Source organism: Noviherbaspirillum sp., from assembly GCF_035654295.1.
In the GTDB taxonomy this organism is placed as follows: domain Bacteria; phylum Pseudomonadota; class Gammaproteobacteria; order Burkholderiales; family Burkholderiaceae_D; genus Noviherbaspirillum.
Window position 1 is genome coordinate 33,143 of the sequence record NZ_DASRXF010000179.1, and the last position, 26,337, is coordinate 59,479.

Sequence of the window (26,337 nt, forward strand, 5' to 3'; positions counted from 1 at the left end):
TCGTTTATGGGCAGAATCATGCTCTCTCCGAAATAGGATCGATTCATATGGCCACCCGCCTTCCGCCGGTTCACGCATTGTCCGCATTCGAGGCGGCCGCCCGTCACGGTTCCTTTGCCGTTGCCGCCGATGAGCTCTGCATCACGCCGTCGGCGCTGTCGCACCGGATCCGCCTGCTGGAGGATTTTGTCGGGGAGCGCCTGTTCCTGCGCGACGGCCGTACCGTGACGCTGTCGGAGTTCGGCCGGCGTTACCTCGATGTGGTGAAGGCGGCCTTGCGCACACTGACCGATTTCCCGCTGCCGCACCGCACCGCGCCGGCCCAGCCGCGCATCAAGATCACCGTGCCGCCGACCTTCGCGCGCTGCCTGCTGGTGCCGCGCCTGGCCGAATTCACCGCGCAGTATCCCGACATCGTGATCGAGCTGTTCCTCTCGGTGCCTCTGTACGACCTGAGCCTGTCCGAGAGCGATGTCGAGGTGCGCTTCGGCGCCGGCAAGTATCCCGATCTGGTGACCGAGAAACTGTATGAAGAGCCGACCTTTGCCGTCTCCAGCCCCAGGTACCTGGAGAAAGTCGGCGGACTGAAGACGCCCGCCGACCTGCAGAAGGCAACCCTGCTGCGCTCGGCGCTGGAACCCTGGCAGCCGTGGTTCGAAGTGGCGGGGCTCGACTGGCCGGAGCCCTCGACCGGCCTGCGCCTGGATGACCTCGGCCTGTTGCTGGAAGCCGTGCGCCACGGCCACGGCGTGGGTCTTACGCGCAAGCATTTCGTCCAGAACCTGATCAGTACCGGCGAGATCGTGCAATTGTTCCCGGACGTGCAACTGAAATCCCCGCCGCACGCCTACTACATCGTGTACGAGAAACCGGTGCGCGACCGCCCCGAGGTCAATGCCTTCCTCGACTGGCTGCTGTCGACTTACCGCAACGTCTGAGCTGTTCCGGGAGCCTGCCGCGGCGACGTGAAAACATTTCACGCCACCGCGCCAAGCTTTTCAGCGCCGTCGTCCCCGTCATCCACGCGATTTCGCTACACTTTCGCATGTCCGCAGCCTGCGACAGGAATTCCCCATGAACGCCCCCAACGAAAAAGTCATTCCCCTCGAACGCCAGCGCGAAGTCGTTGCCGCGCTGCGCCGCAAGCTGCCCGAGCATTGCATATTGTTTAACGAAGAGGATACGCGGCCGTATGAATGCGACGGCCTGGCCGCCTACCGCCAGCTGCCGATGATCGTGGTGCTGCCGCAGACCGAGGCGGAGGTGGTCGACATCCTGAAGACCTGCCGCGACCTGAAGGTGCCGATCGTGCCGCGCGGCGCGGGTACCGGTCTGTCCGGCGGCGCCATGCCGATCGCGGATGGCGTGGTGCTCTCGACAGCGCGATTCAATCGCATCGTGAAGCTGGACCCGTATTCGCGGACCGCGATCGTGCAACCCGGCGTGCGCAACCTGGCGATTTCCGACGCGGCAGCAAAGCACGGCCTGTACTACGCCCCGGATCCTTCGTCGCAGATTGCCTGCACCATCGGCGGCAATGTCGCGGAAAACTCCGGCGGTGTGCACTGCCTGAAGTACGGCCTCACCGTGCACAACGTGTTGCGCGTGCGCATGGTGACCATCGACGGTGACGTGGTCGAACTCGGTAGCGAGGCGCTGGATGCGCCCGGCCTCGACCTGCTCGCCGTGTTCATCGGTTCCGAAGGCATGCTTGGCGTGGTGACCGAAGTCACGGTCAAGCTGGTGCCCAAGCCGCAGTCGGCGCGCGTGATCATGGCCTCCTTCGACGACGTGGTGAAGGGCGGCGACGCGGTGGCGGAAGTGATCGCCGCCGGCATCATTCCCGCCGGCCTGGAGATGATGGACAAGTCATCCTCGCGCATGGTCGAACCCTTCGTGAAGGCGGGCTACGATACCGAGGCCGAAGCGATCCTGCTGTGCGAATCGGATGGCCTGCCGGAAGAAGTCGAGGAAGAAATCGCCCGCATGAGCGAAGTGCTGAAGGCCTCGGGCGCCACCGCCATCGCGGTATCGCAGAACGAGGCCGAGCGCCTGCGCTTCTGGTCCGGGCGCAAGAATGCGTTTCCGGCAGCCGGCCGCATTTCGCCCGACTACTATTGCATGGATGGCACCATCCCGCGCAAGCAGCTTGCGCATGTGCTCATCAGCATCACCGAGATGGAAAAGAAGCACGGCTTGCGCTGCGCGAACGTGTTCCACGCGGGCGACGGCAACCTGCACCCGCTGATCCTGTTCGATGCCAACCAGCCGGGCGAATTCGAGCGTGCCGAAGCCTTCGGCGCCGACATCCTCGAACTTTGCGTGGAGGTCGGCGGCACCATCACCGGCGAACACGGTGTCGGCATCGAAAAGATCAACTCCATGTGCGTACAGTTCGCGCCGCAGGAGCTGGAAGCCTTCCGCGCGCTCAAGCGCGCCTTCGACACGGCCTTCCTGCTCAATCCGGACAAGGCGATCCCGACGCTCAACCGCTGCGCCGAGAACGGCAAGATGCGGGTGACCGGCGGCCAGATGAAGTTTGCGCACCTGCCGCGCTTTTAAGGGATGGGAATGGAACAGGTACTGGAACAATTCCGCGAACGCGTCGTCGCGGCCACCATGAACAAGACGCCGCTGCGCATTCGCGGCGGCGGCAGCAAGGACTGGTACGGGCAGGCGCTGCAGGGTGAGATCCTCGATACGCGCGAATACAGCGGCATCCTTGCCTACGAGCCGACAGAGCTGGTCATCGTCGCCCGCAGCGGCACGCCGCTGGCTGAGATCGAAGCCGCACTCGATGCGCGCAACCAGATGCTGGCCTTCGAGCCGCCGCATTTCGGCCCGCAGTCCACCATCGGCGGCGTGGTCGCCGCCGGCCTCTCCGGCCCGCGCCGGCAGGCAGTGGGCGCGGTGCGCGATTTCGTGCTCGGCGTGACCTTGATGGACGGCAAGGGCGACGTGCTGAGATTCGGCGGACAGGTGATGAAGAACGTTGCCGGTTACGACGTCTCGCGCCTGCTCGCGGGCTCGCTCGGCGTGCTCGGCCTGATGGTCGACGTGTCGCTGAAAGTGTTGCCGAAACCGTTCTACGAAACCACGCTGCGCTTCGAGCTCAGCCAGAAGGAAGCCATCGAGCGCCTCAATACCTGGGGCGGGCAGCCGCTGCCGCTGTCGGCCAGCGCGTGGCATGGCGGCGTGCTGATCGTGCGCCTTTCCGGCGCCGAAGCCGCGGTCAAGGCGGCGGTGCAGAAGATGGGCGGCGAGGAAGAAACCCAGGCCGGCGTGTTCTGGGAAGGGCTGCGCAATCACAGCAATGAATTTTTTGCCGCGACATCCGGTCCTACGTCGCTGTGGCGCCTGTCGGTGCCTTCGGTGACGCCGCCGCTCGACCTGGAAGGCGAGCAGCTGGTCGAATGGGGTGGGGCGCAGCGCTGGCTGCGTTCCGGCGCCGATGCGGCCACGATCCGCGCGGTCACGGAAAAGGCCGGCGGCCACGCCACGCTGTTCCGCGGCGGCGATAAGAGCGTAGGCGTATTCCATCCGCTCGCGCCGGCCATTGCCGCCATCCACCGCAATCTCAAGAGCACATTCGATCCGTCCGGCATTTTCAACCGTGGCCGGATGTACAACGATTTCTAAGCATGCAAACCAATCTCGCTGATTTCATCAAGAACACGCCGGAAGGCGACGAGGCCGATGCCATCCTGCGCAAGTGCGTGCACTGCGGCTTCTGCACCGCGACCTGCCCGACCTACCAGTTGCTCGGCGACGAGCTGGACGGCCCGCGCGGCCGCATCTACCTGATGAAGCAGGTGCTTGAAGGCAAGAAGGCGACCTTCAAGACCATGACCCATCTGGACCGCTGCCTGACCTGCCGCAATTGCGAATCGACCTGTCCGTCCGGCGTGCAGTACGGCCGGCTGGTCGACATCGGCCGCAAGATCGTCGAGGAACAAGTGCAGCGCCCGCTGTCGCAGCGCTTCGCGCGCACACTCCTGAAAGAGACGCTGCCGCGCAAATGGCTGTTCAATCCGGCAATGAAGGCCGGCCAGGCGGTGCGCCCGCTGCTGCCGCAGGTGCTGAAGAACAAGGTACCGGCGAAGCAGGATGCCGGCGCGTGGCCGTCGACGGCGCACGCGCGCAAGATGCTGCTGCTGGAAGGCTGCGTGCAGCCTGCGATGTCGCCCAATATCAATTTCGCCACCGCGCGCGTGCTGGACGCCCTCGGCGTGCAGCTCGTCACGGCGCCGAAGGCCGGCTGCTGCGGCGCGATCCGCTATCACATGAACGACCAGGACGGCGGCCTCGACGATATGCGCAACAACATCGACGCCTGGTGGCCGTATGTGGAGTCGGGGGTGGAAGCGATCGTGATGAATGCTTCCGGTTGCGGCGTCACCGTCAAGGAATACGGCCACCTGCTCGCGCACGACGCGAAGTATGCGGAGAAGGCGCGCCGCATCTCCGAGCTGACCAAGGACGTGAGCGAAATCCTGCCGGCCTTCGAGGTCGAACTCGCGCAGAAGCTAGAGGGCAGGATCAAGGAGCGCGTGGCCTACCATCCGCCCTGCACGCTGCAGCACGGACAGCAGATCCGCGGCAAGGTGGAAGGCGTGCTCCGCGCGGCCGGCGTGGATGTGCAACTGTGCGCCGACAGCCATCTGTGCTGCGGCTCGGCAGGCACCTACTCGGTGCTGCAGCCAGAGCTGTCTTACCAGCTGCGCGATAACAAGCTGGCAAACCTGCAAGCCACCAAACCGGACGTCATCGTATCGGCCAACATCGGTTGCCAGACGCATCTGCAGTCGGGCACGGATACGCCGGTGACGCACTGGATCGAGTTGGTTGACAGGGCGCTATCGCAGGCGGCTTGAGCTTAAGCGGTATTCCCGGTGTGAATAGGTCATATCGGGAATCGAAAGTGGATATATATCTGGTGCGTTCCTATACTGGCTTCAAGAAACATTGAGCCACTGAAAGGAAAAGCATCATGACTACCGCATCCACTCTTATCGTGTTCGCGCTTGCCGCAGCCGCCGTCCTGGAAGTAGTTGCCTATCTCGTCATCAAGGACGACCACAGCCGCGGTGCACGCCGCGCGCAACCCGAGTAAGCGGAGTAAGCGAACCTGCTGTGCGGATCACTCCGCCAGCAGCTTCTCGATATCCTTCATCAATTCCTTCGGCTCGGTCTGCGGCGCGTAACGCTTGTACACGCGCCCGTCCTTGCGGACCAGGAACTTGGTGAAATTCCATTTGATCGCTTCGGTGCCCATCAGTCCGGGCGCCGCGCTCTTGAGGTGTTTGAACAGCGGATGCGCCGCATCGCCGTTCACATCGATCTTGTCGAAGAGAGGAAAGGTGACGCCGTAGTTGCGTTCGCAAAAGGCGCCGATCTCTTCGTTGCTGCCCGGCTCCTGTGACCCGAACTGGTTGCAGGGGAAGCCGAGCACTTCCACTCCCTTGTCCCTGAACTGTTCGTAGACGGCTTCCAGACCCTTGTACTGAGGCGTGAAGCCGCATTCGCTCGCGGTGTTGACGATCAGCAGCACCTTGCCCTGAAACTGTTTCAGGTCGATGTCCTTGCCGTCGAGGCTCTTTGCCTTGAAGTCGTAAACAGTTGTCACACAATCCCCAGGTGTTCAGTGCCCTTGCTCAGGTCGCGGCCTTGCGCTTCCTTGCTGTTGAGCTTGATCGACAGGCGCAGGTCGTTGACCGAATCGGCGTTGCGCAGCGCATCCTCGTAGGAAATCTTGCCGGCCTCGTACAGGTCGAACAGCGCCTGGTCGAAGGTCTGCATGCCCAGCTCGCGCGACTTCTTCATGATCTCCTTGATCTCATGCACTTCGCCCTTGAAGATCAGGTCGGAAATCAGTGGCGAGTTCAGCATCACCTCTACTGCAGCACAACGGCCTTTCGTGTCCTTGAGCGGAATCAGGCGTTGCGACACCATGGCCTTCAGGTTGAGCGACAAGTCCATCAGGAGCTGCTGGCGGCGCTCTTCCGGGAAGAAGTTGATGATGCGGTCCAGCGCCTGGTTGGCACTGTTGGCGTGCATGGTGGCAAGGCAGAGGTGGCCGGTTTCGGCGAAGGCGACCGCGTAGTCCATCGTCTCGCGGTCGCGGATCTCGCCGATCAGGATCACGTCCGGCGCCTGGCGCAAGGTGTTCTTCAGCGCGGCGAACCAGTCCGCCGTGTCCACGCCCACCTCGCGCTGGGTGATGATGCAGTTCTTGTGCGGATGCACGTATTCCACCGGGTCTTCGATGGTGATGATGTGGCCGTAGCTGTTTTCGTTGCGGTAGCCGATCATGCCGGCGAGGGTGGTCGATTTACCCGAGCCGGTCGCGCCCACCATGATGACGAGGCCGCGCTTGGTCATGGCCACGTCCTTCAGTACTTCCGGCACGCCCAGGTCTTCCAGCTTCGGGATGGTGGTCGTGATGGTACGCAGCACCATGCCGACCCGGCCCTGCTGCACGAAGGCCGACACGCGGAAACGGCCGAGCCCGCCCGGGCTGATGGCGAAGTTGCATTCCTTGGTGGCTTCGAATTCCGCCGCCTGCTTATCGTTCATGATCGCGCGCGCCAGTTCGACGGTATGCGTCGGTGTGAGCGGCTGGTTGGATACCGGCGTCATCTTGCCGTCGATCTTGAATGCCGGCGGGAAGTCGGCGGTGATGAAAAGGTCGGAGCCGTTCTTGCTGAGCATCAGCCGCAGCAGGTCGTGCATGAATTTCGTGGCCTGGTCGCGTTCCATGATGTCTCCTTATCCCGGGAAGTTTTCCGGCGTCTTGGCGGCGGCGCGTGCGGCGGCCGAGGAAATGACGTTGCGGCGCACGAGGTCGGTGAGGTTCTGGTCCAGCGTCTGCATGCCGATGCTGCTGCCGGTCTGGATCGCGGAGTACATCTGCGCCACCTTCGCTTCGCGGATCAGGTTGCGGATGGCCGGCGTGCCGAGCATGATTTCATGTGCGGCGACGCGGCCGCTGCCGTCCTTGGTCTTGAGCAGCGTCTGCGAAATCACCGCCTGCAGCGATTCGGACAACATCGCACGCACCATTTCCTTTTCTTCCGCCGGGAACACGTCGACGATACGGTCGATGGTCTTGGCCGCGGATGAGGTGTGCAGCGTGCCGAACACGAGGTGGCCGGTTTCGGCGGCGGTCAGCGCCAGGCGGATGGTTTCGAGGTCGCGCAATTCGCCGACCAGGATGGCGTCCGGATCTTCGCGCAGCGCCGAGCGCAGCGCGTTCTGGAAAGACATGGTGTGCGGGCCGACTTCGCGCTGGTTGATCAGGCACTTCTTGGATTCATGCACGAACTCGATCGGATCTTCCACGGTCAGGATATGGCCGTATTCGGTTTCGTTCAGGTGGTTGATCATCGCCGCCAGCGTGGTCGACTTGCCCGAGCCGGTCGGGCCGGTCACCAGCACGAGGCCGCGCGGCTTCAGCGCGAGCTCGGCGAAGATCTTCGGTGCATTGAGCTGTTCCAGCGTCAGGACCTTGGACGGAATCGTGCGCAGCACGGCGGCGGCGCCACGGTCCTGGTTGTAGGCGTTGACGCGGAAACGCGCCAGGCCGGGGATCGCGAACGAGAAGTCGCACTCCAGCACTTCCTCATACGCCTTGCGCTGGCCGTCGTTCATGATGTCATAGATCATACCGTGCACATCGCGATGCTCCAGCGGCGGCAGGTTGATGCGGCGCACGTCGCCGTGCACGCGGATCATCGGCGGCAGGCCGGCGGAGAGGTGCAAGTCGGACGCGTTATTCTTGACTGCGAAGGCGAGGAGTTCGGAAATGTCCATTTATAATCCCTGGGCCGGCGAGGATGCCGTGAGTAAATGAGCAATACCATTCACCGCCGATATTGCTCCAAGTAAATTGATTATGTCTCCAATTTCCTACAACTTGCAAGCCGTGCAGGAGCGTATCGACGCCGCCGCGCGGGCAGCGTTGCGAGATCCCCAAGGCGTGCGGCTGCTGGCCGTTTCCAAGACCTTCGGTCCCGACGCAGTGATCGATGCCGCCGGCGCCGGCCAGCGAGCCTTTGGCGAGAATTACCTGCAGGAGGCCGTGGACAAGATGGCAGCGGTACGGGATGCCCGACCGGACCTCTCGCTCGAATGGCATTTCATCGGCCCGATCCAGAGCAACAAGACGCGCCCGATCGCCGAGCATTTCGACTGGGTGCATTCCGTCGACCGGGAAAAGATCGCGCACCGGCTATCGGAGCAGCGGCCGGACAGCCTGCCGCCGCTGAATATCTGCCTGCAGGTGAACATCAGCGGCGAGGCGTCGAAGAGCGGCATGGCGCCGGAAGAAGTGCCGGCGCTGGCAAAGGCTGTCGCCGGTCTCCCGCGCGTGGTTCTGCGCGGCCTCATGGCGATCCCGGAGCCGGCGGAAGACATGGAGCGCCAGCGCGCACCGTTCCGTCAGCTGCGGGAATTGTTCGAGCAATTGAAGGCGGAAGGATTGGCGCTGGACACCCTGTCGATGGGCATGTCCGCGGACATGGATGCGGCGATCGCGGAAGGTGCGACGATCGTGCGCGTGGGAACGGCTATTTTTGGACAGAGGACGTATGCAAAATAATTTGAAGATCGCCTTCATCGGCGGAGGCAACATGGCATCGGCGCTGATCGGCGGACTGGCCGGCAGGCTGACCGACGGCGGCAACATCCACGTGGTCGATCCGAACGCGGAATCGCTGAAGAAGCTGCAGGCGCAGTTCGGCGTCACCACCGCGATGCAGATCGACGCCGCGCTGGCAAAGAGCGACGTGGTCGTGCTCTCGGTGAAGCCGCAGCAGATGAAGGAAGTGGTGCAGCAATTGCGCCCGCACGTATCCGGACAGCTGGTGCTGTCGATTGCGGCGGGCATCCGCGCGGTCGACCTGTCGCGCTGGCTGGGCGGGCACAGCGCGATCGTGCGCACCATGCCCAACACCCCGGCGCTGATCGGCAAGGGCATCACCGGCATGGTGGCGATGGCAGGCGTATCGGGCGAACAGCGCGAGGCTGCCGATGCGATCATGCGCGCGGTGGGCGCCACGGTGTGGATTGACGACGAGGCGCTGATCGATCCCGTCACCGCGGTATCGGGCAGTGGCCCTGCCTATGTGTTCTACTTCATCGAAGCCATGCAGCAGGCGGCGCAGGAAATGGGGCTGACGGCGGAGCAGGGCAACCAGCTCGCAATCGCCACCTTCGTCGGCGCGTCGCAGCTCGCGGCGAATTCGAGCGAGCCTGTATCGGTACTGCGCGAACGCGTGACCTCGAAGGGCGGCACCACCTATGCGGCGCTGACGAGCATGGATGGCAGCGGCGTCAAGGAAGCGATCGTCAAGGCATTGAAGGCCGCATCCGCGCGCGGCAAGGAACTCGGTGAAGAGTTTGGCAAGGACTGATCAGCGCATGCGTTCGAGCAGCATGCGCACCGTCGGTGCGTAGCTCTGCCATGAACGCAGTCCCGAGACGCCCAGCCGCAAGAGGGAAGACAGCCGGCGCGGCGTGAGCAGGAGCAGCCCCGCCGCCGCGCCCGCAATCCAGCCGGGATGCTGGCGGATGCGCGCCAAGATGCGCAGGCCGGTGTCCACCGACTGCAGCCGGTAGGACCAGGCGTCAATCTGTTGCGCGAGGTCCTCGCGCTGCGCGCTGCTCTCGGCGAGCAGTTGCCGCCGTTTCCACGCAAGGAACTCCGCGCGCCTGTTCATGCGCGCGGCTGGAGCAGGTCGGCATCGCGCGACAGCTCCGACAGGGTATGGCCCAGCAGCCGCGGTTTCGACTGATATTGCCGGCGCACGCGCAGGGCGATCACCGCCGACGCGGCGCCGAACAGGATCATCAATGTGGCCAGGACGGCCACGCGATGCGACTCCCAATACAGCACGACCGCCAGGATCACCCCGAGCACGATGGCGATGCCGAGGCAGAACAGGGCGGCGAGCGACAGCATGAGGCAGGAGAAATACCGCAGCGACTCTTCTTCCAGTTCGGTCGACGCGAGTTCGACCCGGTTCTGGACGATGGCGAGCAGGGTCGCTGCGAGGCGCGACGCGGATTCCGCGATCATCATGGGCTAGCGGCGCCCGATCATCAGGCCGATGGCCAGGCCGGCCAGCGCGCCGATGCCGACTGCCTGCCAGGGATTTTCCTTCACATACTGCTGGGTTGTGTCGAGCGCGTCGCGGGCGCCGTCGGCCACGCGTCCTTCCAGCGTGGACAGGTTGCCGCGCGCATTGCTCAGGGTCGATTCGAAACGTGCACGCGCCGCGCGGTAGCCTTCATCCACCTGTTGCCCGGTGCTGCGCAGCAGGTCTTCCGCATCCTTGACCACGAGCCGCAAGTCTTCGAGCAAACGGTCGCGGATATCGCCGCCCAGTCCAATCTTGTCCATTGTGCACTCCTCTCAAAGTAAGACCGTCTTTGAGTGTAAGCAACAGGACGAATGGCATCTTGCGAGTGGTCAAACTAGCGCAGCGCGTAGTCCAGCGCTATGCCGGCGAAGATCGCGGCGCCCAGCCAGTTGTTGTGCCTGAACGCAGCGAAGCAGCGCATGCGGTCGCGCTCGCGGATCAGGGTGTAGTGGTAGGCGGCGCAGCCGGTAGCGACGAGGATGCCTGCGACGAACCAGGCGTGCAGGCCGTATTCAAGCCCCACCACGAGGATGAGCACGAAGGCGACCGCATAGCACACCATCACCGCCATCACGTCGAAACGGCCGAAGGTGATGGCCGAGGTCTTGATGCCGATCTTCAAATCGTCATCGCGGTCGACCATCGCATACTCGGTGTCGTAGGCGACGGCCCAGAAGATATTGGCCACCAGCAGCAGCCAGGCCGCCGGCGGCACCGTGTCCTGCACGGCGGCGAACGCCATCGGGATGCCGAAGCCGAATGCGATACCGAGGTAAGCCTGCGGAATCGCGAAGAAGCGCTTGAAGTAGGGATAGCTGCCTGCAATGAGGACAGCCACGACGGAGAGCTGCTTGGTCAGCGTATTGAGCGGCAGGATCAGCGCAAAAGACACCAGCGACAGGATTGCCGCCACCATCACCGCTTCCCATGCCGCGATCTTGCCGCTCGTCAAAGGGCGTTCGGCGGTGCGTTTGACGTGCTTGTCGAAATCGCGGTCGGCGAAGTCGTTGATGGCGCAGCCCGCCGAGCGCATGAGGACCGTGCCGATGGTGAAGATCAGGACCAGCTGCCAGTCCGGGCGGCCGTTCGACGCCAGCCACAGCGCCGACAGCGTCGGCCAGAGCAGGAGCAGGATGCCGATCGGTTTATCGATGCGGATCAGGCGCGCGTAGAGGGCGAGTCGGTCGAGTCGGGCGGTTCGGTTCATGGTCGATGATTGCGACGTAAAACCGGATTATAAGCGGCAACATGCAGGCCGCACTGGAGGGGCGGCCGGGGTTCAGGCTTCCGCGGTCTCCGCCTCGCGCAGCATTTCCACGCCGTGCAGCTCGCAGGACAGCACCGCATCGCGGATCGCCTCGATCGCCGGCCGGCGGGTGAAGCTCTTGCGCCAGGCGATGACGACCCGGCGCGAGGGGCTGGGTTCCGCAAAGGGCACGTAGCGCAGCATGCCGTCGCGCGACTGCATGTCCGGCACCGATGCCTTGGGCAGGACCGTGATGCCGATGCCGGAGGCCACCATGTGCCGGATGGTCTCCAGCGAGGAGCCCTCGAAGGTGCGCGCGATGCCGTCGCCGCTGGTCGAGAAGCGCGACATTTCCGGGCACACTTCCAGTACCTGGTCGCGGAAGCAGTGGCCGTTGCCCAGCAGGAGCATGGTTTCGGATTTCAGGTCTTCTGCTTTGATCGTGGGCCGGTCGGCCCACGGGTGGTGCTTAGGGAGTGCGACGACAAACGGTTCATCGTACAAGGGCTGCACCACGAGGCCCTGGTCGGCGAAGGGCAGGGCCATGATGGCGGCGTCGAGCTCGCCCTGGCGCAGCAGTTCGATGAGGCGGGTCGTGAAATTCTCTTGCAGCACCAGCGGCATCTGCGGCACGCGCTCGATCATGGTCTTGACCAGTGGCGGCAGCAGGTAGGGTGCGATGGTGTAGATGACACCCAGGCGCAGCGGCCCGGCCAGCGGGTCCTTGTTCTGCTTGGCGATTTCCTTGATGGCGGCGGTCTGTTCCAGCACGCGTTCGGCCTGGGCGACGATCTGGGCGCCGAGCGGCGTCATCGAGATTTCGGTGCCGCCGCGCTCGAAGATCACGACACCGAGTTCATCCTCGAGCTTCTTGATCGCGACGGAAAGTGTCGGCTGGGCGACGAAACAGGCTTCCGCCGCGTGGCCGAAATGCTTTTCCCGTGCCACCGCGACGATGTATTTGAGTTCGGTTAGTGTCATAGGATGCGCTCGCCTTGGTGTAGGACAACATCTGGCCAGGTCAGGTAAGGATCATAGTATAAAGGCTATGCCAAAAAGCAAAGGATTGCATGCCGCAATGCGGCGCATCAGTCCTTGAGGAATTCAGACCTTGAGGAATTCTTCCCTGCCGCCCAGCCAGCGCGCGAGGTGTCCTTCGACCGTGGCCGGATCGTCGTGCAGCAAGCGTTGCGCGATGTCGCGTGCCTTGTCCACCAGCCATTGGTCGGTCTGCAGGTCGGCGAAGCGCAGCATGGCCTGCCCCGATTGACGTGCCCCGAGGAATTCCCCCGGTCCGCGGATTTCCAGGTCGCGCCGCGCGATCTCGAAGCCGTCGGTGGTTTCGCGCATCGTCATCAGGCGCTGCTTCGCCACCGGGCCGAGCGGGCTCTGGTAGAGCAGGAGGCAGACGCTGGCGGCGGAGCCGCGTCCGACGCGTCCGCGCAGCTGATGCAATTGCGACAGCCCGAAGCGCTCCGCGTGTTCGATCACCATCAGCGACGCGTTCGGCACGTCGACCCCGACTTCGATGACGGTGGTCGCCACCAGCACGTGGACTTCCCCGCGCGAGAATGCATCCATGACGATCTGTTTTTCCGCCGGCTTCATGCGGCCATGCACGAGGCCGACCCTCAGGTCGGAAAGCTCGGCGGCCAGCGTCGCATGGGTATCGGTCGCAGTCTGCAGCTGCAGCGCTTCCGATTCCTCGATCAGCGGACAGACCCAGTAGACCTGCCGGCCCTCCAACGCCGCCGCATGCACGCGCGCGATCACTTCGTCGCGCCGGTTCTGGTCCACGATGCGCGTCACGATCGGCGTGCGGCCGGGCGGCAGTTCATCGATGACGGATACCTCGAGGTCGGCGTAATACGTCATGGCCAGCGTGCGCGGGATGGGCGTCGCCGACATCATCAGCTGGTGCGGCACGGTGCTCGCCTCCAGCCCCTTGTTGCGCAAGGCCAGCCGCTGACCGACGCCGAAGCGATGCTGTTCGTCGACGATGACCAGGCCCAGCTTCGCGAATTCCACGCCTTCCTGGATCAGCGCATGGGTGCCGATCACCAGTTGCGCTTCCCCCGATTCGACACGCGCCATCGATTCCAGCTTTTCCTTTTTCTTCAGGCTGCCGGTCAGCCACGCGACCTTCACGCCCAGCGGTTCCATCCACTGCGCGATCTTGCGGAAGTGTTGCTCGGCGAGGATTTCGGTCGGCGCCATCAGCGCGGCTTGGAAACCGCTGTCGATGGCTTGCGAGGCGGCCAGCGCCGCCACCACCGTCTTGCCGCTGCCGACATCGCCCTGCAGCAGGCGCTGCATCGGGAAGGATTCGCGCAGGTCGGCGCGAATCTCGGCCAGAACGCGCTGCTGCGCGCCGGTCAGCGTGAACGGCAAGGCTTTCAGCAAGGCCTGCGACAACTCGCCGACATGGGGCAGGGCGGATGCGCCCTTCGCCCGGCGCGCCGCCTGCGCGCGCTTGAGTGAGAGCTGCTGCGCCAGCAGTTCATCGAACTTCATGCGCACCCATGCCGGATGCGAGCGCTCCAGCAGCGCGTGCTCGCTCGCGTCCGGCGGAGGGTTGTGCAGCAGGCGCACCGCGGGTTCGAAGGGCTGCAGCCGGAGTTCGGACAGCAGGGCGGGCGACAGCGTATCGCGCCAGTCCACCCGCGTCAGCGCATTGGCGATCGCCTTGCGCAGATAGGCTTGCGACAGGCCTTCCCCCGCCGGATAGACGGGCGTGAGCCGGTCGGGAAGCGGCTCGCCTTCCTGCACCACCTTGTAGCTGGGATGGACCATCTCGGCGCCGAAGAATCCGTGCCGCACCTCGCCGCGCGCACGCACCCGGGTGCCGGCGGCAAGCTGCTTGACCTGGCTGCCGTAGAAATTCAGGAAACGCATGACCAGCTGGCCGGAATCGTCGGCGATCGTGACCACGAGCTGGCGGCGCGGCCGGTACTGGATGTCGCACTCGGTCACCACGCCCTCCACCTGCGCCGAGTTGCCGCCCATGAAGCCGGCCTCGCGGATCGGCTGCACCCGGGTTTCATCCTCGTAGCGCAGCGGCAGGTGCAGCGCCAGGTCCATGTCGGTGCGCAGCCCCAGCTTCGCCAGCCTGGCGGCGCCGGTATTGGCTTTTTCCTGAGTGGCGGATTTTCGCTTCGGTGCGGGCATCTGAATCTGCTGCAGGGCGTAAAATAGCGGGTTTTATTTTGGTTGAAGATTGTATGGCAATTCTGTCAAGCGCAGATGCCGCAGATGCCAACTTCAACTTCGTTCTGTGCCATTCTGACGCATGTATTCGCTTTCCGACTTCGATTTCCATCTGCCGCAGGAACTGATCGCGCAATTGCCGCTGCCCGAGCGCAGCGCGTCCCGGCTGCTGCACGTGGACGGGGACAGACTGGTCGACCGCTCGTTCTCGGAGATTGTCGATCTGCTCTCGCCCGGCGACCTGCTGGTTTTCAACAACACCCGCGTGCTCAAAGCGCGCTTCTTCGGCGCGAAGGAAAGCGGCGGCAAGGTCGAGGTGCTGGTCGAGCGCGTGCTCGACACGCGGCACGTGCTGGCCCAGGTGCGCGCCTCGAAATCGCCGAAGGCGGGCAGCGCCATCCGCCTGGCCGATGCGTTCGATGTCATCGTCGGCGAGCGGGCCGGGGAGTTCTACACGCTGCAGTTCCCGTCCGACGTGTTCGACCTGATCGAGGCCCACGGCCGGCTGCCGCTGCCGCCCTATATCGAGCATGCGGCCGACGAAGTTGACGAAAAGCGCTATCAAACTGTCTACGCAAAGGAACCGGGTGCGGTTGCCGCGCCCACCGCGGGTTTGCATTTCGACCAGCCGCTGCTCGACAAGCTGCGCGACAAGGGCGTGCAGTTCGCCTACGTGACGCTGCATGTCGGCGCGGGGACCTTCCAGCCGGTGCGCACCGAAAACCTCGCCGAGCACAAGATGCACAGCGAGTGGTACACCATCCCGCAGGAGACGGTGGATGCGGTGCGAGCCGTTCGCGCGGCAGGGCGGAATGTCGTCGCCGTCGGCACGACCAGCATGCGCGCGCTCGAATCGGCCTCGCAATCCGGCGAACTGCAGGCGGGCAGCGCCGATACCAACCTGTTCATCACGCCGGGCTACACTTTCAAGACCGTCGACCGCATGGTCACCAATTTCCACCTGCCGAAATCGACGCTGCTGATGCTGGTGTCGGCCTTCGCCGGCTACCGGCAGATCCGCGATGCATACGCCCATGCGATCGAGAAGCGCTACCGCTTCTTCAGCTATGGCGATGCGATGCTCCTGACAAGAAACACATAATGCTGAATTTCAAACTCCTCAAGACCGACGGCAAGGCCCGTCGGGGCCGCCTGACGCTCAATCACGGCGTGGTCGAAACTCCCATCTTCATGCCGGTCGGGACCTATGGTTCCGTCAAGGCGATGTCGCCGGAAGAGCTGCATGAAGTCGGCGCCCAGATCATCCTGGGCAACACCTTCCATCTGTGGCTGCGCCCCGGGCTGGACGTGGTCGGCAAGTTCGACGGCCTGCACCGCTTCATCGGCTGGACCAAGCCCATCCTCACCGATTCCGGCGGTTTCCAGGTGTTTTCGCTGGGCGCGATGCGCAAGATCACGGAAGAAGGCGTGAAGTTCGCCTCGCCCATCAACGGCGACAAGCTCTTCCTTTCGCCGGAAATCTCGATGCAGATCCAGCGCGTGCTCAATTCCGACATCGTGATGCAGTTCGACGAATGCACACCCTATGAAATCGATGGCCGCCCCGCCACCGAGGCGGAGGCCGGCAAGTCCATGCGCATGTCCCTGCGCTGGGCGAAGCGTTCGCGTGACGAATTCGACAAGGGCGAGAACCCGAACGCGCTGTTCGGCATCGTCCAGGGCGGCATGTTCGAGCACCTGCGCGACGAATCGCTGGCCGGCCTGGAGGAAGTCGGCTTCGAGGGCTACGCCATCGGCGGCCTGTCGGTGGGCGAGCCCAAGGAAGACATGATGCGCGTGCTGGAACACGTCGGCCCGCGCCTGCCGGCCGACAAGCCGCACTACCTGATGGGCGTGGGCACACCGGAGGACCTGGTGGCGGGCGTGGCCAACGGCGTCGACATGTTCGACTGCGTGATGCCGACACGCAATGCGCGCAATGGCTGGCTGTTCACCCGTTTTGGCGACCTGAAGATCAAGAATTCGCGTTACAAGGACGACGACAAGCCGCTCGACGAGACCTGCGAGTGCTACACCTGCCGCAATTTCTCGCGCGCCTACCTGTATCACCTGCATCGCGCCGGAGAAATCCTCGGCGCCCGCCTCAACACCATCCACAACCTGCATTACTACCTGCAGCTGATGCGCGAAATGCGCGCGGCGATCGATGCCGACCGTTTCCAGGCCTTCGTCGTGCAATTCCACGCCGACCGCGCCCGCGGCGTCTGAGTTTTTCCCCCTCCGCCGGTCCATCCGGACCGGCGCTTTACCCCTGTTTCCCGGGTCAATGCATCATTCCCGGGAAAGCACGCGCCCGGTGCTAAAATGCCGGGTTGATCCATCCCAAAGCAAGGAGTAATAAGTGTTCATTTCCAACGCATACGCGCAAACCGCCGCCGCAGGCGCCGAAGGCAGCTTCATGAGCTTCCTGCCCATCATCCTGATGTTCATCGTGCTGTACTTCCTGATGATCCGTCCCCAGATGAAGCGCCAGAAAGAGCAGAAGGCGATGATGGACGCGCTGGCCAAAGGCGATGAAGTCGTGACCGCCGGCGGCATCCTCGGCAAGGTGACCAAGGTGACGGATGCGTATGTGACACTGGAAGTGGCTGACGGCACCGAGATCATCACCCAGAAGGCTGCGATCGCCACCCTGTTGCCGAAGGGCACGATCAAGTCGCTGTAAGGGATTGCTGCCGCCGGCATGGCGGCATGCTGCCCGGGGCACATCGCCCGTTCACTCCGGAACTTGAATCCCTATGAATCGTTATTCCCTCTGGAAATACATCCTGATCGCCATCGCGCTGCTGTTCGGCGTGCTGTATACGATCCCCAATTTCTTCGGCGAATCGCCGGCTGTCCAGATCAGCAGCGCGAAGGCTACCGTCAAGGTGGACCCGGCCACATCCGCGCGCGTGGAAGAGGTGCTGGCAAGAAACGGCATCAAGGCGGAAGGGATTTCCTTCGACCTGAGCGGCACGCAAGGCTCGGTCCGCGCCCGCTTCAGCGACACCGACACCCAGTTCAAGGCCAAGGCCGTGCTGGAAAAGGAATTGAACGCCGACCCGGCCGACCCGACCTTCATCGTCGCCTTCAACCTGATGCCGAACACGCCGCAATGGCTGCAGAGCGTCGGCGCGCAGCCGATGTACCTCGGCCTCGATTTGCGCGGCGGCGTGCACTTCCTGATGCAGGTTGATACCCGTGGCGTACTGAACAAGCGCCTCCAGGGCCTGCAGGCCAGCGTGCGCAGCATGCTGCGCGACAAGAACGTGCGTCACACAGGGATCGGCCGCAGCGGCGATGCCATCGAGATCAAGTTCCGCGAGCCGGAAACCCGCGCCAAGGCGCGCGAAGTGCTCGCCGCCCAGCTCGGCGAACTGGTATTCCAGGAAACCGCCGACGGCGCCGACCTCAAGCTGGTCGCCAGCTACCGTCCTGAAGCGCTCAAGCGCACGGTCGAGGAAGCGGTCGAGCAGAACATCAGCACGCTGTCCAAGCGCGTCAACGAACTCGGCGTGGCCGAACCGGTGATCCAGCGCCAGGGCGCGGACCGCATCGTGGTGCAGCTGCCCGGCGTGCAGGACGTGTCGCGCGCCAAGGACATCATCGGCCGCACCGCCACGCTGGAAGTGCGCATGGTGGACGAGACCGTGATGCGCGGCACCGAGGAAACCGCCGCGGTGCCCTTCGGCTCCGAGCTGTTCAGGGTCGGCAAGGGCGCGCCGGTGGTCCTCTACAAGGACCCGATCATCACCGGCGACTATATCTCCAGCGCCGCCGCCAGCTTCGACCAGAACCAGCAGCCTGCCGTCAGCATCGACCTGAACGGCGACGGCGGCCGCCGCATGCGCGAAGCGACCCGTGAAAAGATCGGCAAGCTGATGGCCATCGTGCTGTTCGAGAAGAACCGCGGCGAAGTGCTGACGGTTGCCACCATCCGCGACGAACTCGGCTCCCGCTTCCAGATCACTGGCATGGGCTCGGCAGAGGCGGCCAACGACCTCGCGCTGCTGTTGCGCGCCGGCTCGCTGGCGGCGCCGATGGAAATCATCGAGGAGCGCACGATCGGCCCGCAGCTGGGCGCCGACAACATCCAGAAGGGCTTCAACTCGACGCTCTACGGCTTCGCGGCGATCGCTGTCTTCATGATCATCTACTACCACCTGTTCGGCTTCTTCAGCGTGTTTGCGCTGTCGGTCAACCTGCTGTTGCTGATAGCCATCCTGTCCACGCTGCAGGCAACGCTGACCTTGCCCGGCATGGCGGCAATCGCGTTCACGCTCGGCATGGCGATCGACGCCAACGTGCTGATCAACGAGCGCATCCGCGAGGAGTTGCGGGCGGGGAATTCGCCGCAGGCGGCAATCGCGACCGGCTTCGACCGCGCGTGGGCGACCATTCTCGACTCCAACGTGACGACCATGATCGCCGGCCTGGCGCTGCTGATCTTCGGTTCGGGCGCCGTCCGCGGCTTCGCCGTCGTGCACTGCCTGGGCATCCTGACCTCGATCTTCTCGTCGGTGTTCGTGTCGCGCGGCCTCGCCAACCTCTGGTATGGACGCAAGAAGAAGCTCACCAGCGTGTCGATCGGTCAGGTCTGGAAACCGAACGCGTAAGTCGACTGCAGCTTGAAATTGAAGCGGCCCCGGCGGCAAAGCCGGCCGGGATGCCGCGAAAGAAAGGAATGTAATGGAATTATTCCGGATCAAGAGGGACATCCCCTTCATGCGCCACGCGTTGGCCTTCAACGTGGTGTCGGTGCTGACTTTTCTGGCGGCAGTGTTTTTCCTGTTCTACAAGGGCCTGCACCTGTCGATCGAATTCACCGGCGGCACCGTCATCGAGGTGACCTATAGCCGCCCAGCCAATCTTGAAGGCATCCGCAAGAGCATCGAAGGGCTGGGGTATACCGACACGCAGGTGCAGAGCTTCGGCACCGCTCAGGACGTGATGATCCGCCTGCCGGCGCGCAAGGACGTGAGCTCCGCGCAGCAGAGCGAAAAGGTGATGGCCACGCTCAAGGCGCAGGATGAGACGGTCAAGTTGCAGCGCGTGGAATTCGTCGGCCCGCAGGTCGGCGACGAACTGGCGCAGGACGGCCTGACGGCGCTGGCGATGGTGATCGTCGGTATCGTCATCTACCTCGCCTTCCGCTTCGAGTGGAAGTTCGCGGTGGCGGCAATCATCGCGAACCTGCATGACGTCATCATCATCCTCGGCTTCTTCGCCTTCTTCCAATGGGAGTTCTCGCTCACGGTGTTGGCCGCGGTGCTCGCGATCCTCGGCTACTCGGTGAACGAATCGGTGGTGATTTTCGACCGCGTGCGCGAAACCTTCCGCGACCGCCGCTACGGCAAGATGAGCACCGCGGACGTGATGAACCACGCGATCACCAGCACCATCTCGCGTACCATCATCACCCACGGTTCGACCCAGATCATGGTGCTGTCCATGCTGCTGTTCGGCGGCCCGACGCTGCATTACTTCGCCGTCGCGCTGACCATCGGCATCCTGTTCGGCATCTATTCCTCGGTGTTCGTCGCCGCCGCCGTCGCGATGTGGCTGGGCGTGACCCGCGAGGACCTGGTCAAGCCCGTGAAGGAAAAGGACGAGACCGACGGCGCGGTCGTCTGATCCGCCTGATCCGTAAAGAAGCCGGCTTTCGAGCCGGCTTTTTTTTCGGCTAAACTTGTTCCACCCTATCGAGAGGACAAGGCATGAAAAAGGTACGCGTCTGGGACTTGCCCACCCGGCTGTTTCACTGGGTGCTGGCGGTGTTGATCGTGGTTTCCGTCGTCACGCAATATATCGGCGGCAATGCGATGACCTGGCACTTCCGCTCGGGTTACGCGGTGCTCACCCTGGTGGCGTTCCGCATCCTGTGGGGCATCGTGGGCCCCCGCTACGCGCGCTTTTCGAGTTTCCTGTACGGGCCTTCGACCATACTCGGCTATGTCCGGGGCAAGGATGCGACCGGCAGGCTCGGCCATAACCCGTTGGGCGGCCTGTCCGTGTTCGCGCTGCTTGCCGCCGTGCTGACACAGGCCGTGACCGGACTGTATGCGAACGATGACATTGCCTGGGACGGCCCGATGGTCAAGTTCATCAGCAAGGAACTCTCGGACAAGATCACCTGGTTCCACAAGGACGTCAGTGCGACCGTAATCTTCGTGCTGGTCGGCCTGCACCTGCTCGCCATCCTGTTCTACCGCTTCGCGAAGAAGCGGAACCTGACGCAGCCGATGCTGACCGGCGATCAGGAGGTGGATTTCGACGCCGAGCCGGCGAACGACTCCTGGGGCATGCGCCTGCTCGCGGTGGCGATCCTTGCTGTGTGCGCCGGCGTGGTCTATTACCTCGTGACGCTGCCGGCAACGCGTTTCTGACGCGCCAATGAAAAACGCCTGCCGGCAGTGCGCCGGCAGGCGTTATCGCAAAATTCCTCTTTACTTGTTGCGGTAATCGTCGTGGCAGGCCTTGCAGGCCTGACCCACGCCGCCGAAGGCCGACTTGACCGCATTCAGGTCGCCGGACTTCGCCGCCGTCGACAGCTTGGCGACTTCCTGCTGCATCTTCTCGGCGCCCGCCTTGAACTTGTCCTGCTCTTTCCAGATCGCGGGCTTGGCCTTGGAGTTGGGCAGGTCGGATCCGGGCACGAAGGCGGACCAGGGGAGCTTGGACATGGTCTCGATCACCGCCACGTCCGCTTCGACGGCCGCCTTGTCATACGGCCTTTCCCCCTTGACCACGGCGCCGACACGGCCCATGTGGGTGCCCATGACGGACAACGCTGACTGCCGGTATTTGACGGCATCCTCGACCTTGGCGAACTGCGCCTGGGCGGAGAAGGGAAGGGCGATCATGGCGGTCAAGGCAATGCTGGCAATCGGGGGTCTCATACAAGCTCCTTTGGCTGGCTTTCTGGTTGAACGTGGTGGCGCTTCTCGTGGCACTTCAAGTCTCGGTCTTGCCGGCCGCCGCTCCCAGATGGGCCTTGAGCTTCGCCAGCTCGCGTTCGAGCGCGGCAAAGTCTTCCTCCCGATAATCCCGGAACGGCTGCTTGCAAAATTCTACATGAGGCGCAAAAACGCGTTCGAACTCCGCCTCGCCCTTCTTCGTCAGCCGCACGATGGTGCTGCGCCTGTCCTCCGCGTGCGTCGCCCGGCACACCAGGCCCTTGGCTTCCAGCCGGTCCACCACGCCGGTGAGCGTGCCCTTGGTGATCAGGGTGCGCTCCCCCAGTTCCCTGAACGACATGCCCGGCGTATTGCCGAGGGTGGCGATAATGTCGAACTGCGGCGGCGTGAGGTCGAGCGTGCGCACATGCATCGCCGAAAAGCGTTCGAACGCCTGGTAGCACTCGGCGACCAGGCGGATGCTGCGCAGGTAGCGTTCCCGTTTCATCCGTGGACGCAGGCTCAGTCCGCCTTCAGCGCCTCGACCTGGATCGCCAGCTTCACTTCCGGCGCGAAGCGGGGCGTGCCGTAGTTGAGGCCGAAGTCGGTGCGCTTGAACTCGGCGGTCGCGTCGGCGCCGCACACCTCGCGCTTGAACATCGGATGCTCGATGCACTTGAACTTGCCGATGCTCAGGTTCACCGGCCGCGTCACGCCCAGCATGGTCAGCTCGCCTTCGACGGCCACCGGCTTGTCGCCCTCGAACTTCATCGACTTGCCCTTGTAGGTGATGGTCGGGAATTGCTCGACATTGAACATGTCCTTGGAGCGCGCATGCTCGTTCATCTTCGCATGGCCGAAGTCGATGGATGCCGCCTCGATTGCGATATCCATGGAACCGGTCTTCGCCGCGCGATCCAGCTTCACCACGCCGCTGGTCTTGTTGAACTTGCCGCGCCAGACCGAAATGCCGAGATGGTCCGCCTCGAAGCTCGGATAGGTGTGGTTCGGCTCGATGTTGTAGGTCTGCGCAAAGGCCGAACCGGCGCTGAGGGCGAGAAGCGTTGCGATGATGTGCTTGGTTTGCATTGAAAATTCTCCCTGGCTTGTTGCTTACTGCGTCGTCACGACGCGGAACTTGATCAAAACTTCATCGGCGACCATGCTCGTGTCCTTCCACTCGCCCTCGCCGATATTGAAGGCCAGCCGCTTGATCGGCAGCGTGCCTTCAAAAATCTGTGCCGGCCCTTCCTGCTTCACCGTCAGCGGGAAGGCGACGTCCGCCGACTTCCCCTTGATGGTCAGCTTGCCGCTGACATCCAGCCTGCCGCCGCCCGCCGGCTTCAGCGCGCTCGAGACGAAGCTCGCCTTCGGGAATTGCGTGCCGTTGAACCAATCCTTCTTCTGCGCTTCCCTGTTGAACTCGGCATCGCCGAGATCGAAGCTGGCGACGTCGATTTCCATGCTCGCCTTCGAGGTCTCGGGCTTCGCGCTGTTGTAGTCGATCTGCGCATTGAAGCGCTTGAACTTGCCTTCCACCGGCACGTTCATCTGCTTGAATACAGCCGACACCGTGCTCTTCGCCGGATCGGTCTTGAGTTGCGCCGCAAGCACGGGCAGGGACGCAGCAAGTGCGAGGACGGCGGTACAGCGGAAAAGGTTCACGTTCACTCCTGTTTCGAAATCTAGGGAAGCATGCGCCGGAACACGCCGTCGCGGTCGATGACCAGGTGCTTCATGGCGGCCCCAACATGCAGGGCGACGCAGGCCAGCAGCGTCATGTTCAATGCGAAATGGACTTGCTTGAGGATAGGCTTCCACACCTCGTTGGCCTCGACCAGCACCGGCAGCGGAATGAGGCCGAGGTAGACCACCGGGACGCCGGAGGCGAGGCTGTAGAAATAGCCCGATACCGGCACGGCGAAGACCAGGACATACAGCAGCACATGCAGCAGCTTCGCGAGGCTGACCTGCCACGCCGCCATGCTCGCCGGCAGCGGCGGCGCCGCGTGCGTGAGCCGCCAGAGCAGGCGAAGGCAGGCGAGGCCAAGGACGGTCACGCCCAGCCACTTGTGCCAGGAAAAATACTTCAGCTTGGTCGGCGTGATCCCCGGGATATCGACCATCACGAGGCCGAGGACGAATGCGCAGACGATGAGCGCGGCCGTTAGCCAGTGCAGCACGATCGCCGGAAGGGTGTAGCGTTGCATGAATTGCAGGATGCTAATTAGTTTTAATTAGGACTAATATCATAGCAGCAAAGCTTGCAAGCGCGTGCGGGGGCACATGATGGCATCGCCTGAATGCCTTGTCTTGAACGATCTTAAAGCAGCATCCGGAGTCATATGGATTTTGCTCTGCCGCAGGCGGATCAGTGCCCGTGTGACCCACCCGCCTTTTGCTCCGGCACCGTGACGGTGACGGTTTCGCTGGCAAGGATCTTGTGGCTGGGATCGGCGATCTCGAGCCGCACCTTGTGCACGCCGGGCTTCAATCCAACCACGATGATCGGATCTTCGCTGGTATGAGCCCAGGTCCCGTTCCAGTCATCGATAGTGACATGAAGGTGGCCCAGGCGCGGCGATACGTCGACGGCTTTGTTACCGAATACCGGCATGATGCGTGCGTTCTCGGTCCGGTACTGAATGATGACGACCCCGCGGGCGAGCGGTTCGGCTAACGGCGGATACGCAATGAGCTTTGGCGCCGCTTCTGAAGCAAGCGGAATGACAGCCGGAGGACGGACGGCATCAGTACCGCTTTGCGCCCAGGACGCAACGCAAAAAGCAGCACCGGCAGCGGCAAGGGCAAGGTGTCTGGAGGGGAGTGGCATTGTGCTTCCTTTCGTGGAATTGGTTTCGGTGGCAGGGCCGGATATCGCGGGGCAAGGAAGAGGCGATGATCAGGAGTGCAGGTTTCCAGGTGTTGAACGTGCTGCACGGGAAGCATTACACCCCGGCCGTGTATCGTTCGTGTGTCCGGAAAAGCGAGTTATGTGAAGCTTTCTTGTCCAGGCAGCACTCAGGTACAAATCAATACAAAAACGGGAATACGGAAAACAATGCGTCGCGGTTTGTGACTGCGCAGCTAATGGAACGAACCTCAAGAAACTCTATGGGATCGTTCAGCGGATTCTGAATGACAGAAGATTCAGGCAACAGCGGCATGGCCTGTGGATGTGCTTTGCAGGGTGGCAGGAACAATATCGCTGCAAGTAACAGCATGGACCGCCTTTTCACTTGACCCGGGAATTTTGTTTATGCGCGCGTGCGGGAGGAAAAGTTTAAGTACTTGCAATCGTTCCGGCGAACGAATAGTAATGCGCTTCTACATGAAGGCATCTGCTTGAGCGGTGTGGCTCGTGGCAATGCGAATCCCGCCGCCGATACGGCGATGAAAGAAGGCTTGCTTCGGGGGAGATGCCGAAGCACCGCAGAACGCGGCGCTTCGGGGTGGAGGGATCAGATCTTGCGCGCGAGCTGCTCGGCGCGGCCGATATAGCTGGCCGGCGTCATCGCCAGCAGCTGGTCCTTGGCCTCTTGCGGAATGGCGAGGCCGTTGACGAAGTCGCGCAGGGCTTCTTTCGAAATACCCTTGCCGCGCGTGAGTTCCTTGAGCTGCTCGTACGGGTTCTCGATGCCGTAGCGGCGCATCACCGTCTGCACCGGCTCGGCCAGCACTTCCCAGGTGGCGTCGAGGTCTTCCGCCAGGCGCGCGGGGTTCACTTCCAGCTTGTTCAGGCCGCGCAGGCAGCTGTCGTAGGCGAGCATGGTGTAGCCGAAGGCGACGCCGATGTTGCGCAGGACGGTGGAGTCGGTCAGGTCGCGCTGCCAGCGCGAGACCGGCAACTTCTCCGACAGGTGCTTCAGAACAGCATTGGCAAGCCCGAGGTTGCCTTCCGAGTTTTCAAAGTCGATCGGGTTGACCTTGTGCGGCATGGTGGACGAGCCGATCTCGCCGGCCTTGGTCTTTTGCTTGAAGTAGCCGAGCGAGATGTAACCCCAGATGTCGCGGTTCAAGTCGAGCAGGATGGTGTTGGCGCGGGCGACGGCGTCGAACAGTTCCGCCATGTAGTCGTGCGGCTCAATCTGGATGGTGTAGGGATTGAAGCTCAGGCCGAGGCGCTGCTCGATCACGTTCTTGGAGAACGATTCCCAGTCGAAGTCGGGGTAGGCGGACAGGTGGGCGTTGTAATTGCCCACGGCGCCGTTCATCTTGCCCAGGATCTCGACCTCGGCGATGCGCTTCTCGGCGCGCTTGAGGCGGGCGACGACGTTGGCGATTTCCTTGCCCAGCGTGGTCGGGCTCGCCGGCTGGCCGTGGGTGCGCGAGAGCATCGGCAGCGCGGCGTTGTCATGCGCGATCTCGGTGAGGCGGGCGATGACGTTGCGCAGCGCCGGCAGCAGCACGTCGTTGCGCGCGGCCTTGAGCATCATGCCGTGCGAGGTGTTGTTGATGTCTTCCGAGGTGCAGGCGAAGTGGATGAATTCGGATGCAGCGACCAGCTCCGGCACATCCTTCACTTTTTCCTTCAGCCAGTACTCGACCGCCTTCACATCATGATTGGTGACGGCTTCGATCGCCTTGATGCGTTCGGCGTCGGCTTCGGTGAATTCGCTTGCCAGTTTGTCCAGCAAAGCGCTCGCGGCGGGCGAGAAAGGCTTGATTTCCGCGAAGCCGGCGTTCGACAGCGCCTGCAGCCAGGCGATCTCCACCTTGACGCGATGGTGCATGAAACCGGCTTCGGACAGCAGGGGGCGCAGCTTGTCGGTCTTGGCGGCGTAGCGGCCGTCCAACGGCGAGAGGGCGGAGAGGGCGGAAAGCGACATGATATGAAAATGCG

At 63.2% G+C, this 26,337-nt stretch carries 29 protein-coding genes; 13 read left to right on the plus strand and 16 right to left on the minus strand.

The annotated features are described in order from the left end of the window. The first annotated feature begins 47 nt into the window (after window positions 1-47). The 5 genes from VFF99_RS17015 to VFF99_RS17035 all read left to right on the plus strand — a co-directional run bounded on the left by VFF99_RS17015 (window position 48) and on the right by VFF99_RS17035 (window position 5,113). Window positions 48-938: a LysR substrate-binding domain-containing protein gene (locus VFF99_RS17015; RefSeq protein WP_325019983.1), complete on the plus strand. Its 891-nt coding sequence runs from the start codon at window positions 48-50 to the stop codon at window positions 936-938. A gap of 136 nt (window positions 939-1,074) precedes the next feature. After that, window positions 1,075-2,562 carry an FAD-linked oxidase C-terminal domain-containing protein gene (locus VFF99_RS17020; RefSeq protein ID WP_325019985.1) on the plus strand — a complete coding sequence of 496 codons (1,488 nt, stop codon included), beginning with the start codon at window positions 1,075-1,077 and terminating at the stop codon, window positions 2,560-2,562. 9 nt (window positions 2,563-2,571) lie between these two features. Continuing rightward, the gene (gene glcE / locus VFF99_RS17025) at window positions 2,572-3,639 is read left to right on the plus strand and encodes a glycolate oxidase subunit GlcE (protein ID WP_325019987.1); all 1,068 of its coding nucleotides are present in this window, start codon (window positions 2,572-2,574) and stop codon (window positions 3,637-3,639) included. Window positions 3,640-3,641: 2 nt separating this feature from the next. Continuing rightward, window positions 3,642-4,874: a glycolate oxidase subunit GlcF gene (gene glcF, locus VFF99_RS17030; RefSeq protein WP_325019989.1), complete on the plus strand. Its 1,233-nt coding sequence runs from the start codon at window positions 3,642-3,644 to the stop codon at window positions 4,872-4,874. A gap of 116 nt (window positions 4,875-4,990) precedes the next feature. Further along, a complete protein-coding gene (locus VFF99_RS17035; RefSeq protein WP_325019991.1) occupies window positions 4,991-5,113 on the plus strand; it encodes a hypothetical protein in 123 nt (40 codons plus the stop codon). 27 nt (window positions 5,114-5,140) lie between these two features. Here VFF99_RS17035 and VFF99_RS17040 read toward each other — a convergent pair whose 3' ends face one another. The 3 genes from VFF99_RS17040 to VFF99_RS17050 are packed head-to-tail and all read right to left on the minus strand — an operon-like array spanning window position 5,141 to window position 7,812. Beyond that, window positions 5,141-5,626 (minus strand): glutathione peroxidase, encoded by a 486-nt coding sequence (locus VFF99_RS17040; protein ID WP_325019993.1) that lies wholly within the window; start codon window positions 5,624-5,626, stop codon window positions 5,141-5,143. Continuing rightward, complete coding sequence (locus VFF99_RS17045) at window positions 5,623-6,759, minus strand: PilT/PilU family type 4a pilus ATPase (RefSeq protein ID WP_325019995.1); 1,137 nt, start codon at window positions 6,757-6,759, stop codon at window positions 5,623-5,625. The genes VFF99_RS17040 and VFF99_RS17045 overlap by 4 nt, the downstream gene beginning before the upstream one ends. A 9-nt stretch (window positions 6,760-6,768) precedes the next feature. After that, window positions 6,769-7,812, minus strand: coding sequence for a type IV pilus twitching motility protein PilT (locus VFF99_RS17050; RefSeq protein WP_325019997.1), 1,044 nt, complete (start codon window positions 7,810-7,812; stop codon window positions 6,769-6,771). Between the two features lie 82 nt (window positions 7,813-7,894). Between VFF99_RS17050 and VFF99_RS17055 the strand changes: the two genes are divergently transcribed. Continuing rightward, entirely contained in the window at window positions 7,895-8,599 is a 705-nt protein-coding gene (locus VFF99_RS17055) for a YggS family pyridoxal phosphate-dependent enzyme (RefSeq protein ID WP_325019999.1), read from the plus strand. Continuing rightward, window positions 8,589-9,413 (plus strand): pyrroline-5-carboxylate reductase, encoded by an 825-nt coding sequence (gene proC / locus VFF99_RS17060; protein WP_325020001.1) that lies wholly within the window; start codon window positions 8,589-8,591, stop codon window positions 9,411-9,413. The genes VFF99_RS17055 and proC overlap by 11 nt, the downstream gene beginning before the upstream one ends. Here proC and VFF99_RS17065 read toward each other — a convergent pair whose 3' ends face one another. The 6 genes from VFF99_RS17065 to recG all read right to left on the minus strand — a co-directional run bounded on the left by VFF99_RS17065 (window position 9,414) and on the right by recG (window position 14,556). Further along, window positions 9,414-9,719: a YqjK family protein gene (locus VFF99_RS17065; RefSeq protein ID WP_325020003.1), complete on the minus strand. Its 306-nt coding sequence runs from the start codon at window positions 9,717-9,719 to the stop codon at window positions 9,414-9,416. It lies immediately after the preceding gene. After that, the gene (locus VFF99_RS17070) at window positions 9,716-10,081 is read right to left on the minus strand and encodes a phage holin family protein (protein ID WP_325020005.1); all 366 of its coding nucleotides are present in this window, start codon (window positions 10,079-10,081) and stop codon (window positions 9,716-9,718) included. The genes VFF99_RS17065 and VFF99_RS17070 overlap by 4 nt, the downstream gene beginning before the upstream one ends. A 3-nt stretch (window positions 10,082-10,084) precedes the next feature. Beyond that, window positions 10,085-10,402 carry a DUF883 family protein gene (locus VFF99_RS17075; RefSeq protein WP_325020007.1) on the minus strand — a complete coding sequence of 106 codons (318 nt, stop codon included), beginning with the start codon at window positions 10,400-10,402 and terminating at the stop codon, window positions 10,085-10,087. A 74-nt stretch (window positions 10,403-10,476) separates the two neighbouring features. Beyond that, complete coding sequence (gene ubiA, locus VFF99_RS17080) at window positions 10,477-11,349, minus strand: 4-hydroxybenzoate octaprenyltransferase (protein ID WP_325020009.1); 873 nt, start codon at window positions 11,347-11,349, stop codon at window positions 10,477-10,479. A gap of 72 nt (window positions 11,350-11,421) precedes the next feature. Beyond that, window positions 11,422-12,369: a hydrogen peroxide-inducible genes activator gene (locus VFF99_RS17085; RefSeq protein ID WP_325020011.1), complete on the minus strand. Its 948-nt coding sequence runs from the start codon at window positions 12,367-12,369 to the stop codon at window positions 11,422-11,424. Between the two features lie 123 nt (window positions 12,370-12,492). Next, a complete protein-coding gene (gene recG, locus VFF99_RS17090; protein ID WP_325020013.1) occupies window positions 12,493-14,556 on the minus strand; it encodes an ATP-dependent DNA helicase RecG in 2,064 nt (687 codons plus the stop codon). Window positions 14,557-14,677: 121 nt separating this feature from the next. Here recG and queA point away from each other — a divergent pair, with 121 nt between their 5' ends. From queA to VFF99_RS17120, 6 genes are all read left to right on the plus strand, one after another. Continuing rightward, the gene (gene queA / locus VFF99_RS17095; RefSeq protein WP_325020015.1) at window positions 14,678-15,697 is read left to right on the plus strand and encodes a tRNA preQ1(34) S-adenosylmethionine ribosyltransferase-isomerase QueA; all 1,020 of its coding nucleotides are present in this window, start codon (window positions 14,678-14,680) and stop codon (window positions 15,695-15,697) included. Then, window positions 15,697-16,824, plus strand: a complete 1,128-nt coding sequence (tgt, locus tag VFF99_RS17100; protein ID WP_325020017.1) for a tRNA guanosine(34) transglycosylase Tgt — start codon at window positions 15,697-15,699, stop codon at window positions 16,822-16,824. The genes queA and tgt overlap by 1 nt, the downstream gene beginning before the upstream one ends. A 190-nt stretch (window positions 16,825-17,014) precedes the next feature. Then, window positions 17,015-17,281, plus strand: a complete 267-nt coding sequence (gene yajC, locus VFF99_RS17105; protein WP_325020073.1) for a preprotein translocase subunit YajC — start codon at window positions 17,015-17,017, stop codon at window positions 17,279-17,281. Window positions 17,282-17,354: 73 nt separating this feature from the next. After that, on the plus strand, window positions 17,355-19,214 hold the full coding sequence (gene secD / locus VFF99_RS17110; RefSeq protein ID WP_325020019.1) for a protein translocase subunit SecD: 1,860 nt from the start codon (window positions 17,355-17,357) through the stop codon (window positions 19,212-19,214). 73 nt (window positions 19,215-19,287) lie between these two features. After that, entirely contained in the window at window positions 19,288-20,232 is a 945-nt protein-coding gene (gene secF, locus VFF99_RS17115; RefSeq protein ID WP_325020020.1) for a protein translocase subunit SecF, read from the plus strand. Window positions 20,233-20,315: 83 nt separating this feature from the next. Continuing rightward, window positions 20,316-20,984, plus strand: coding sequence for a cytochrome b/b6 domain-containing protein (locus VFF99_RS17120; protein ID WP_325020022.1), 669 nt, complete (start codon window positions 20,316-20,318; stop codon window positions 20,982-20,984). A 60-nt stretch (window positions 20,985-21,044) separates the two neighbouring features. Here VFF99_RS17120 and VFF99_RS17125 read toward each other — a convergent pair whose 3' ends face one another. The 7 genes from VFF99_RS17125 to purB all read right to left on the minus strand — a co-directional run bounded on the left by VFF99_RS17125 (window position 21,045) and on the right by purB (window position 26,323). After that, window positions 21,045-21,497 (minus strand): cytochrome c, encoded by a 453-nt coding sequence (locus VFF99_RS17125; protein ID WP_325020024.1) that lies wholly within the window; start codon window positions 21,495-21,497, stop codon window positions 21,045-21,047. 55 nt (window positions 21,498-21,552) lie between these two features. Beyond that, window positions 21,553-22,002, minus strand: coding sequence for a MarR family transcriptional regulator (locus VFF99_RS17130; RefSeq protein WP_325020026.1), 450 nt, complete (start codon window positions 22,000-22,002; stop codon window positions 21,553-21,555). Between the two features lie 14 nt (window positions 22,003-22,016). Then, entirely contained in the window at window positions 22,017-22,583 is a 567-nt protein-coding gene (locus VFF99_RS17135) for a YceI family protein (RefSeq protein ID WP_325020028.1), read from the minus strand. A 24-nt stretch (window positions 22,584-22,607) separates the two neighbouring features. Further along, on the minus strand, window positions 22,608-23,165 hold the full coding sequence (locus VFF99_RS17140) for a YceI family protein (protein ID WP_414691552.1): 558 nt from the start codon (window positions 23,163-23,165) through the stop codon (window positions 22,608-22,610). Window positions 23,166-23,179: 14 nt separating this feature from the next. Continuing rightward, the gene (locus VFF99_RS17145) at window positions 23,180-23,704 is read right to left on the minus strand and encodes a cytochrome b (RefSeq protein ID WP_325020032.1); all 525 of its coding nucleotides are present in this window, start codon (window positions 23,702-23,704) and stop codon (window positions 23,180-23,182) included. Window positions 23,705-23,865: 161 nt separating this feature from the next. Then, a complete protein-coding gene (locus VFF99_RS17150; RefSeq protein WP_325020034.1) occupies window positions 23,866-24,327 on the minus strand; it encodes a DUF6130 family protein in 462 nt (153 codons plus the stop codon). A 628-nt stretch (window positions 24,328-24,955) separates the two neighbouring features. Continuing rightward, window positions 24,956-26,323, minus strand: coding sequence for an adenylosuccinate lyase (purB, locus tag VFF99_RS17155; protein WP_325020035.1), 1,368 nt, complete (start codon window positions 26,321-26,323; stop codon window positions 24,956-24,958). Window positions 26,324-26,337 lie beyond the last annotated feature (14 nt).

Excerpts from the sequence above, each read along its gene's own strand:
- VFF99_RS17015 (WP_325019983.1), top strand. The coding sequence starts at position 48 with ATGGCCACCCGCCTTCCGCCGGTTCACGCATTGTCCGCATTCGAGGCG.
- VFF99_RS17020 (WP_325019985.1), top strand. The coding sequence starts at position 1,075 with ATGAACGCCCCCAACGAAAAAGTCATTCCCCTCGAACGCCAGCGCGAA.
- glcE (WP_325019987.1), top strand. The coding sequence starts at position 2,572 with ATGGAACAGGTACTGGAACAATTCCGCGAACGCGTCGTCGCGGCCACC.
- glcF (WP_325019989.1), top strand. The coding sequence starts at position 3,642 with ATGCAAACCAATCTCGCTGATTTCATCAAGAACACGCCGGAAGGCGAC.
- VFF99_RS17035 (WP_325019991.1), top strand. The coding sequence starts at position 4,991 with ATGACTACCGCATCCACTCTTATCGTGTTCGCGCTTGCCGCAGCCGCC.
- VFF99_RS17045 (WP_325019995.1), bottom strand. The coding sequence starts at position 6,759 with ATGGAACGCGACCAGGCCACGAAATTCATGCACGACCTGCTGCGGCTG.
- VFF99_RS17050 (WP_325019997.1), bottom strand. The coding sequence starts at position 7,812 with ATGGACATTTCCGAACTCCTCGCCTTCGCAGTCAAGAATAACGCGTCC.
- VFF99_RS17055 (WP_325019999.1), top strand. The coding sequence starts at position 7,895 with ATGTCTCCAATTTCCTACAACTTGCAAGCCGTGCAGGAGCGTATCGAC.
- proC (WP_325020001.1), top strand. The coding sequence starts at position 8,589 with ATGCAAAATAATTTGAAGATCGCCTTCATCGGCGGAGGCAACATGGCA.
- VFF99_RS17065 (WP_325020003.1), bottom strand. The coding sequence starts at position 9,719 with ATGAACAGGCGCGCGGAGTTCCTTGCGTGGAAACGGCGGCAACTGCTC.
- VFF99_RS17070 (WP_325020005.1), bottom strand. The coding sequence starts at position 10,081 with ATGATGATCGCGGAATCCGCGTCGCGCCTCGCAGCGACCCTGCTCGCC.
- VFF99_RS17075 (WP_325020007.1), bottom strand. The coding sequence starts at position 10,402 with ATGGACAAGATTGGACTGGGCGGCGATATCCGCGACCGTTTGCTCGAA.
- ubiA (WP_325020009.1), bottom strand. The coding sequence starts at position 11,349 with ATGAACCGAACCGCCCGACTCGACCGACTCGCCCTCTACGCGCGCCTG.
- VFF99_RS17085 (WP_325020011.1), bottom strand. The coding sequence starts at position 12,369 with ATGACACTAACCGAACTCAAATACATCGTCGCGGTGGCACGGGAAAAG.
- recG (WP_325020013.1), bottom strand. The coding sequence starts at position 14,556 with ATGCCCGCACCGAAGCGAAAATCCGCCACTCAGGAAAAAGCCAATACC.
- queA (WP_325020015.1), top strand. The coding sequence starts at position 14,678 with ATGTATTCGCTTTCCGACTTCGATTTCCATCTGCCGCAGGAACTGATC.
- tgt (WP_325020017.1), top strand. The coding sequence starts at position 15,697 with ATGCTGAATTTCAAACTCCTCAAGACCGACGGCAAGGCCCGTCGGGGC.
- yajC (WP_325020073.1), top strand. The coding sequence starts at position 17,015 with ATGAGCTTCCTGCCCATCATCCTGATGTTCATCGTGCTGTACTTCCTG.
- secD (WP_325020019.1), top strand. The coding sequence starts at position 17,355 with ATGAATCGTTATTCCCTCTGGAAATACATCCTGATCGCCATCGCGCTG.
- secF (WP_325020020.1), top strand. The coding sequence starts at position 19,288 with ATGGAATTATTCCGGATCAAGAGGGACATCCCCTTCATGCGCCACGCG.
- VFF99_RS17120 (WP_325020022.1), top strand. The coding sequence starts at position 20,316 with ATGAAAAAGGTACGCGTCTGGGACTTGCCCACCCGGCTGTTTCACTGG.
- VFF99_RS17125 (WP_325020024.1), bottom strand. The coding sequence starts at position 21,497 with ATGAGACCCCCGATTGCCAGCATTGCCTTGACCGCCATGATCGCCCTT.
- VFF99_RS17130 (WP_325020026.1), bottom strand. The coding sequence starts at position 22,002 with ATGAAACGGGAACGCTACCTGCGCAGCATCCGCCTGGTCGCCGAGTGC.
- VFF99_RS17135 (WP_325020028.1), bottom strand. The coding sequence starts at position 22,583 with ATGCAAACCAAGCACATCATCGCAACGCTTCTCGCCCTCAGCGCCGGT.
- VFF99_RS17145 (WP_325020032.1), bottom strand. The coding sequence starts at position 23,704 with ATGCAACGCTACACCCTTCCGGCGATCGTGCTGCACTGGCTAACGGCC.
- VFF99_RS17150 (WP_325020034.1), bottom strand. The coding sequence starts at position 24,327 with ATGCCACTCCCCTCCAGACACCTTGCCCTTGCCGCTGCCGGTGCTGCT.
- purB (WP_325020035.1), bottom strand. The coding sequence starts at position 26,323 with ATGTCGCTTTCCGCCCTCTCCGCCCTCTCGCCGTTGGACGGCCGCTAC.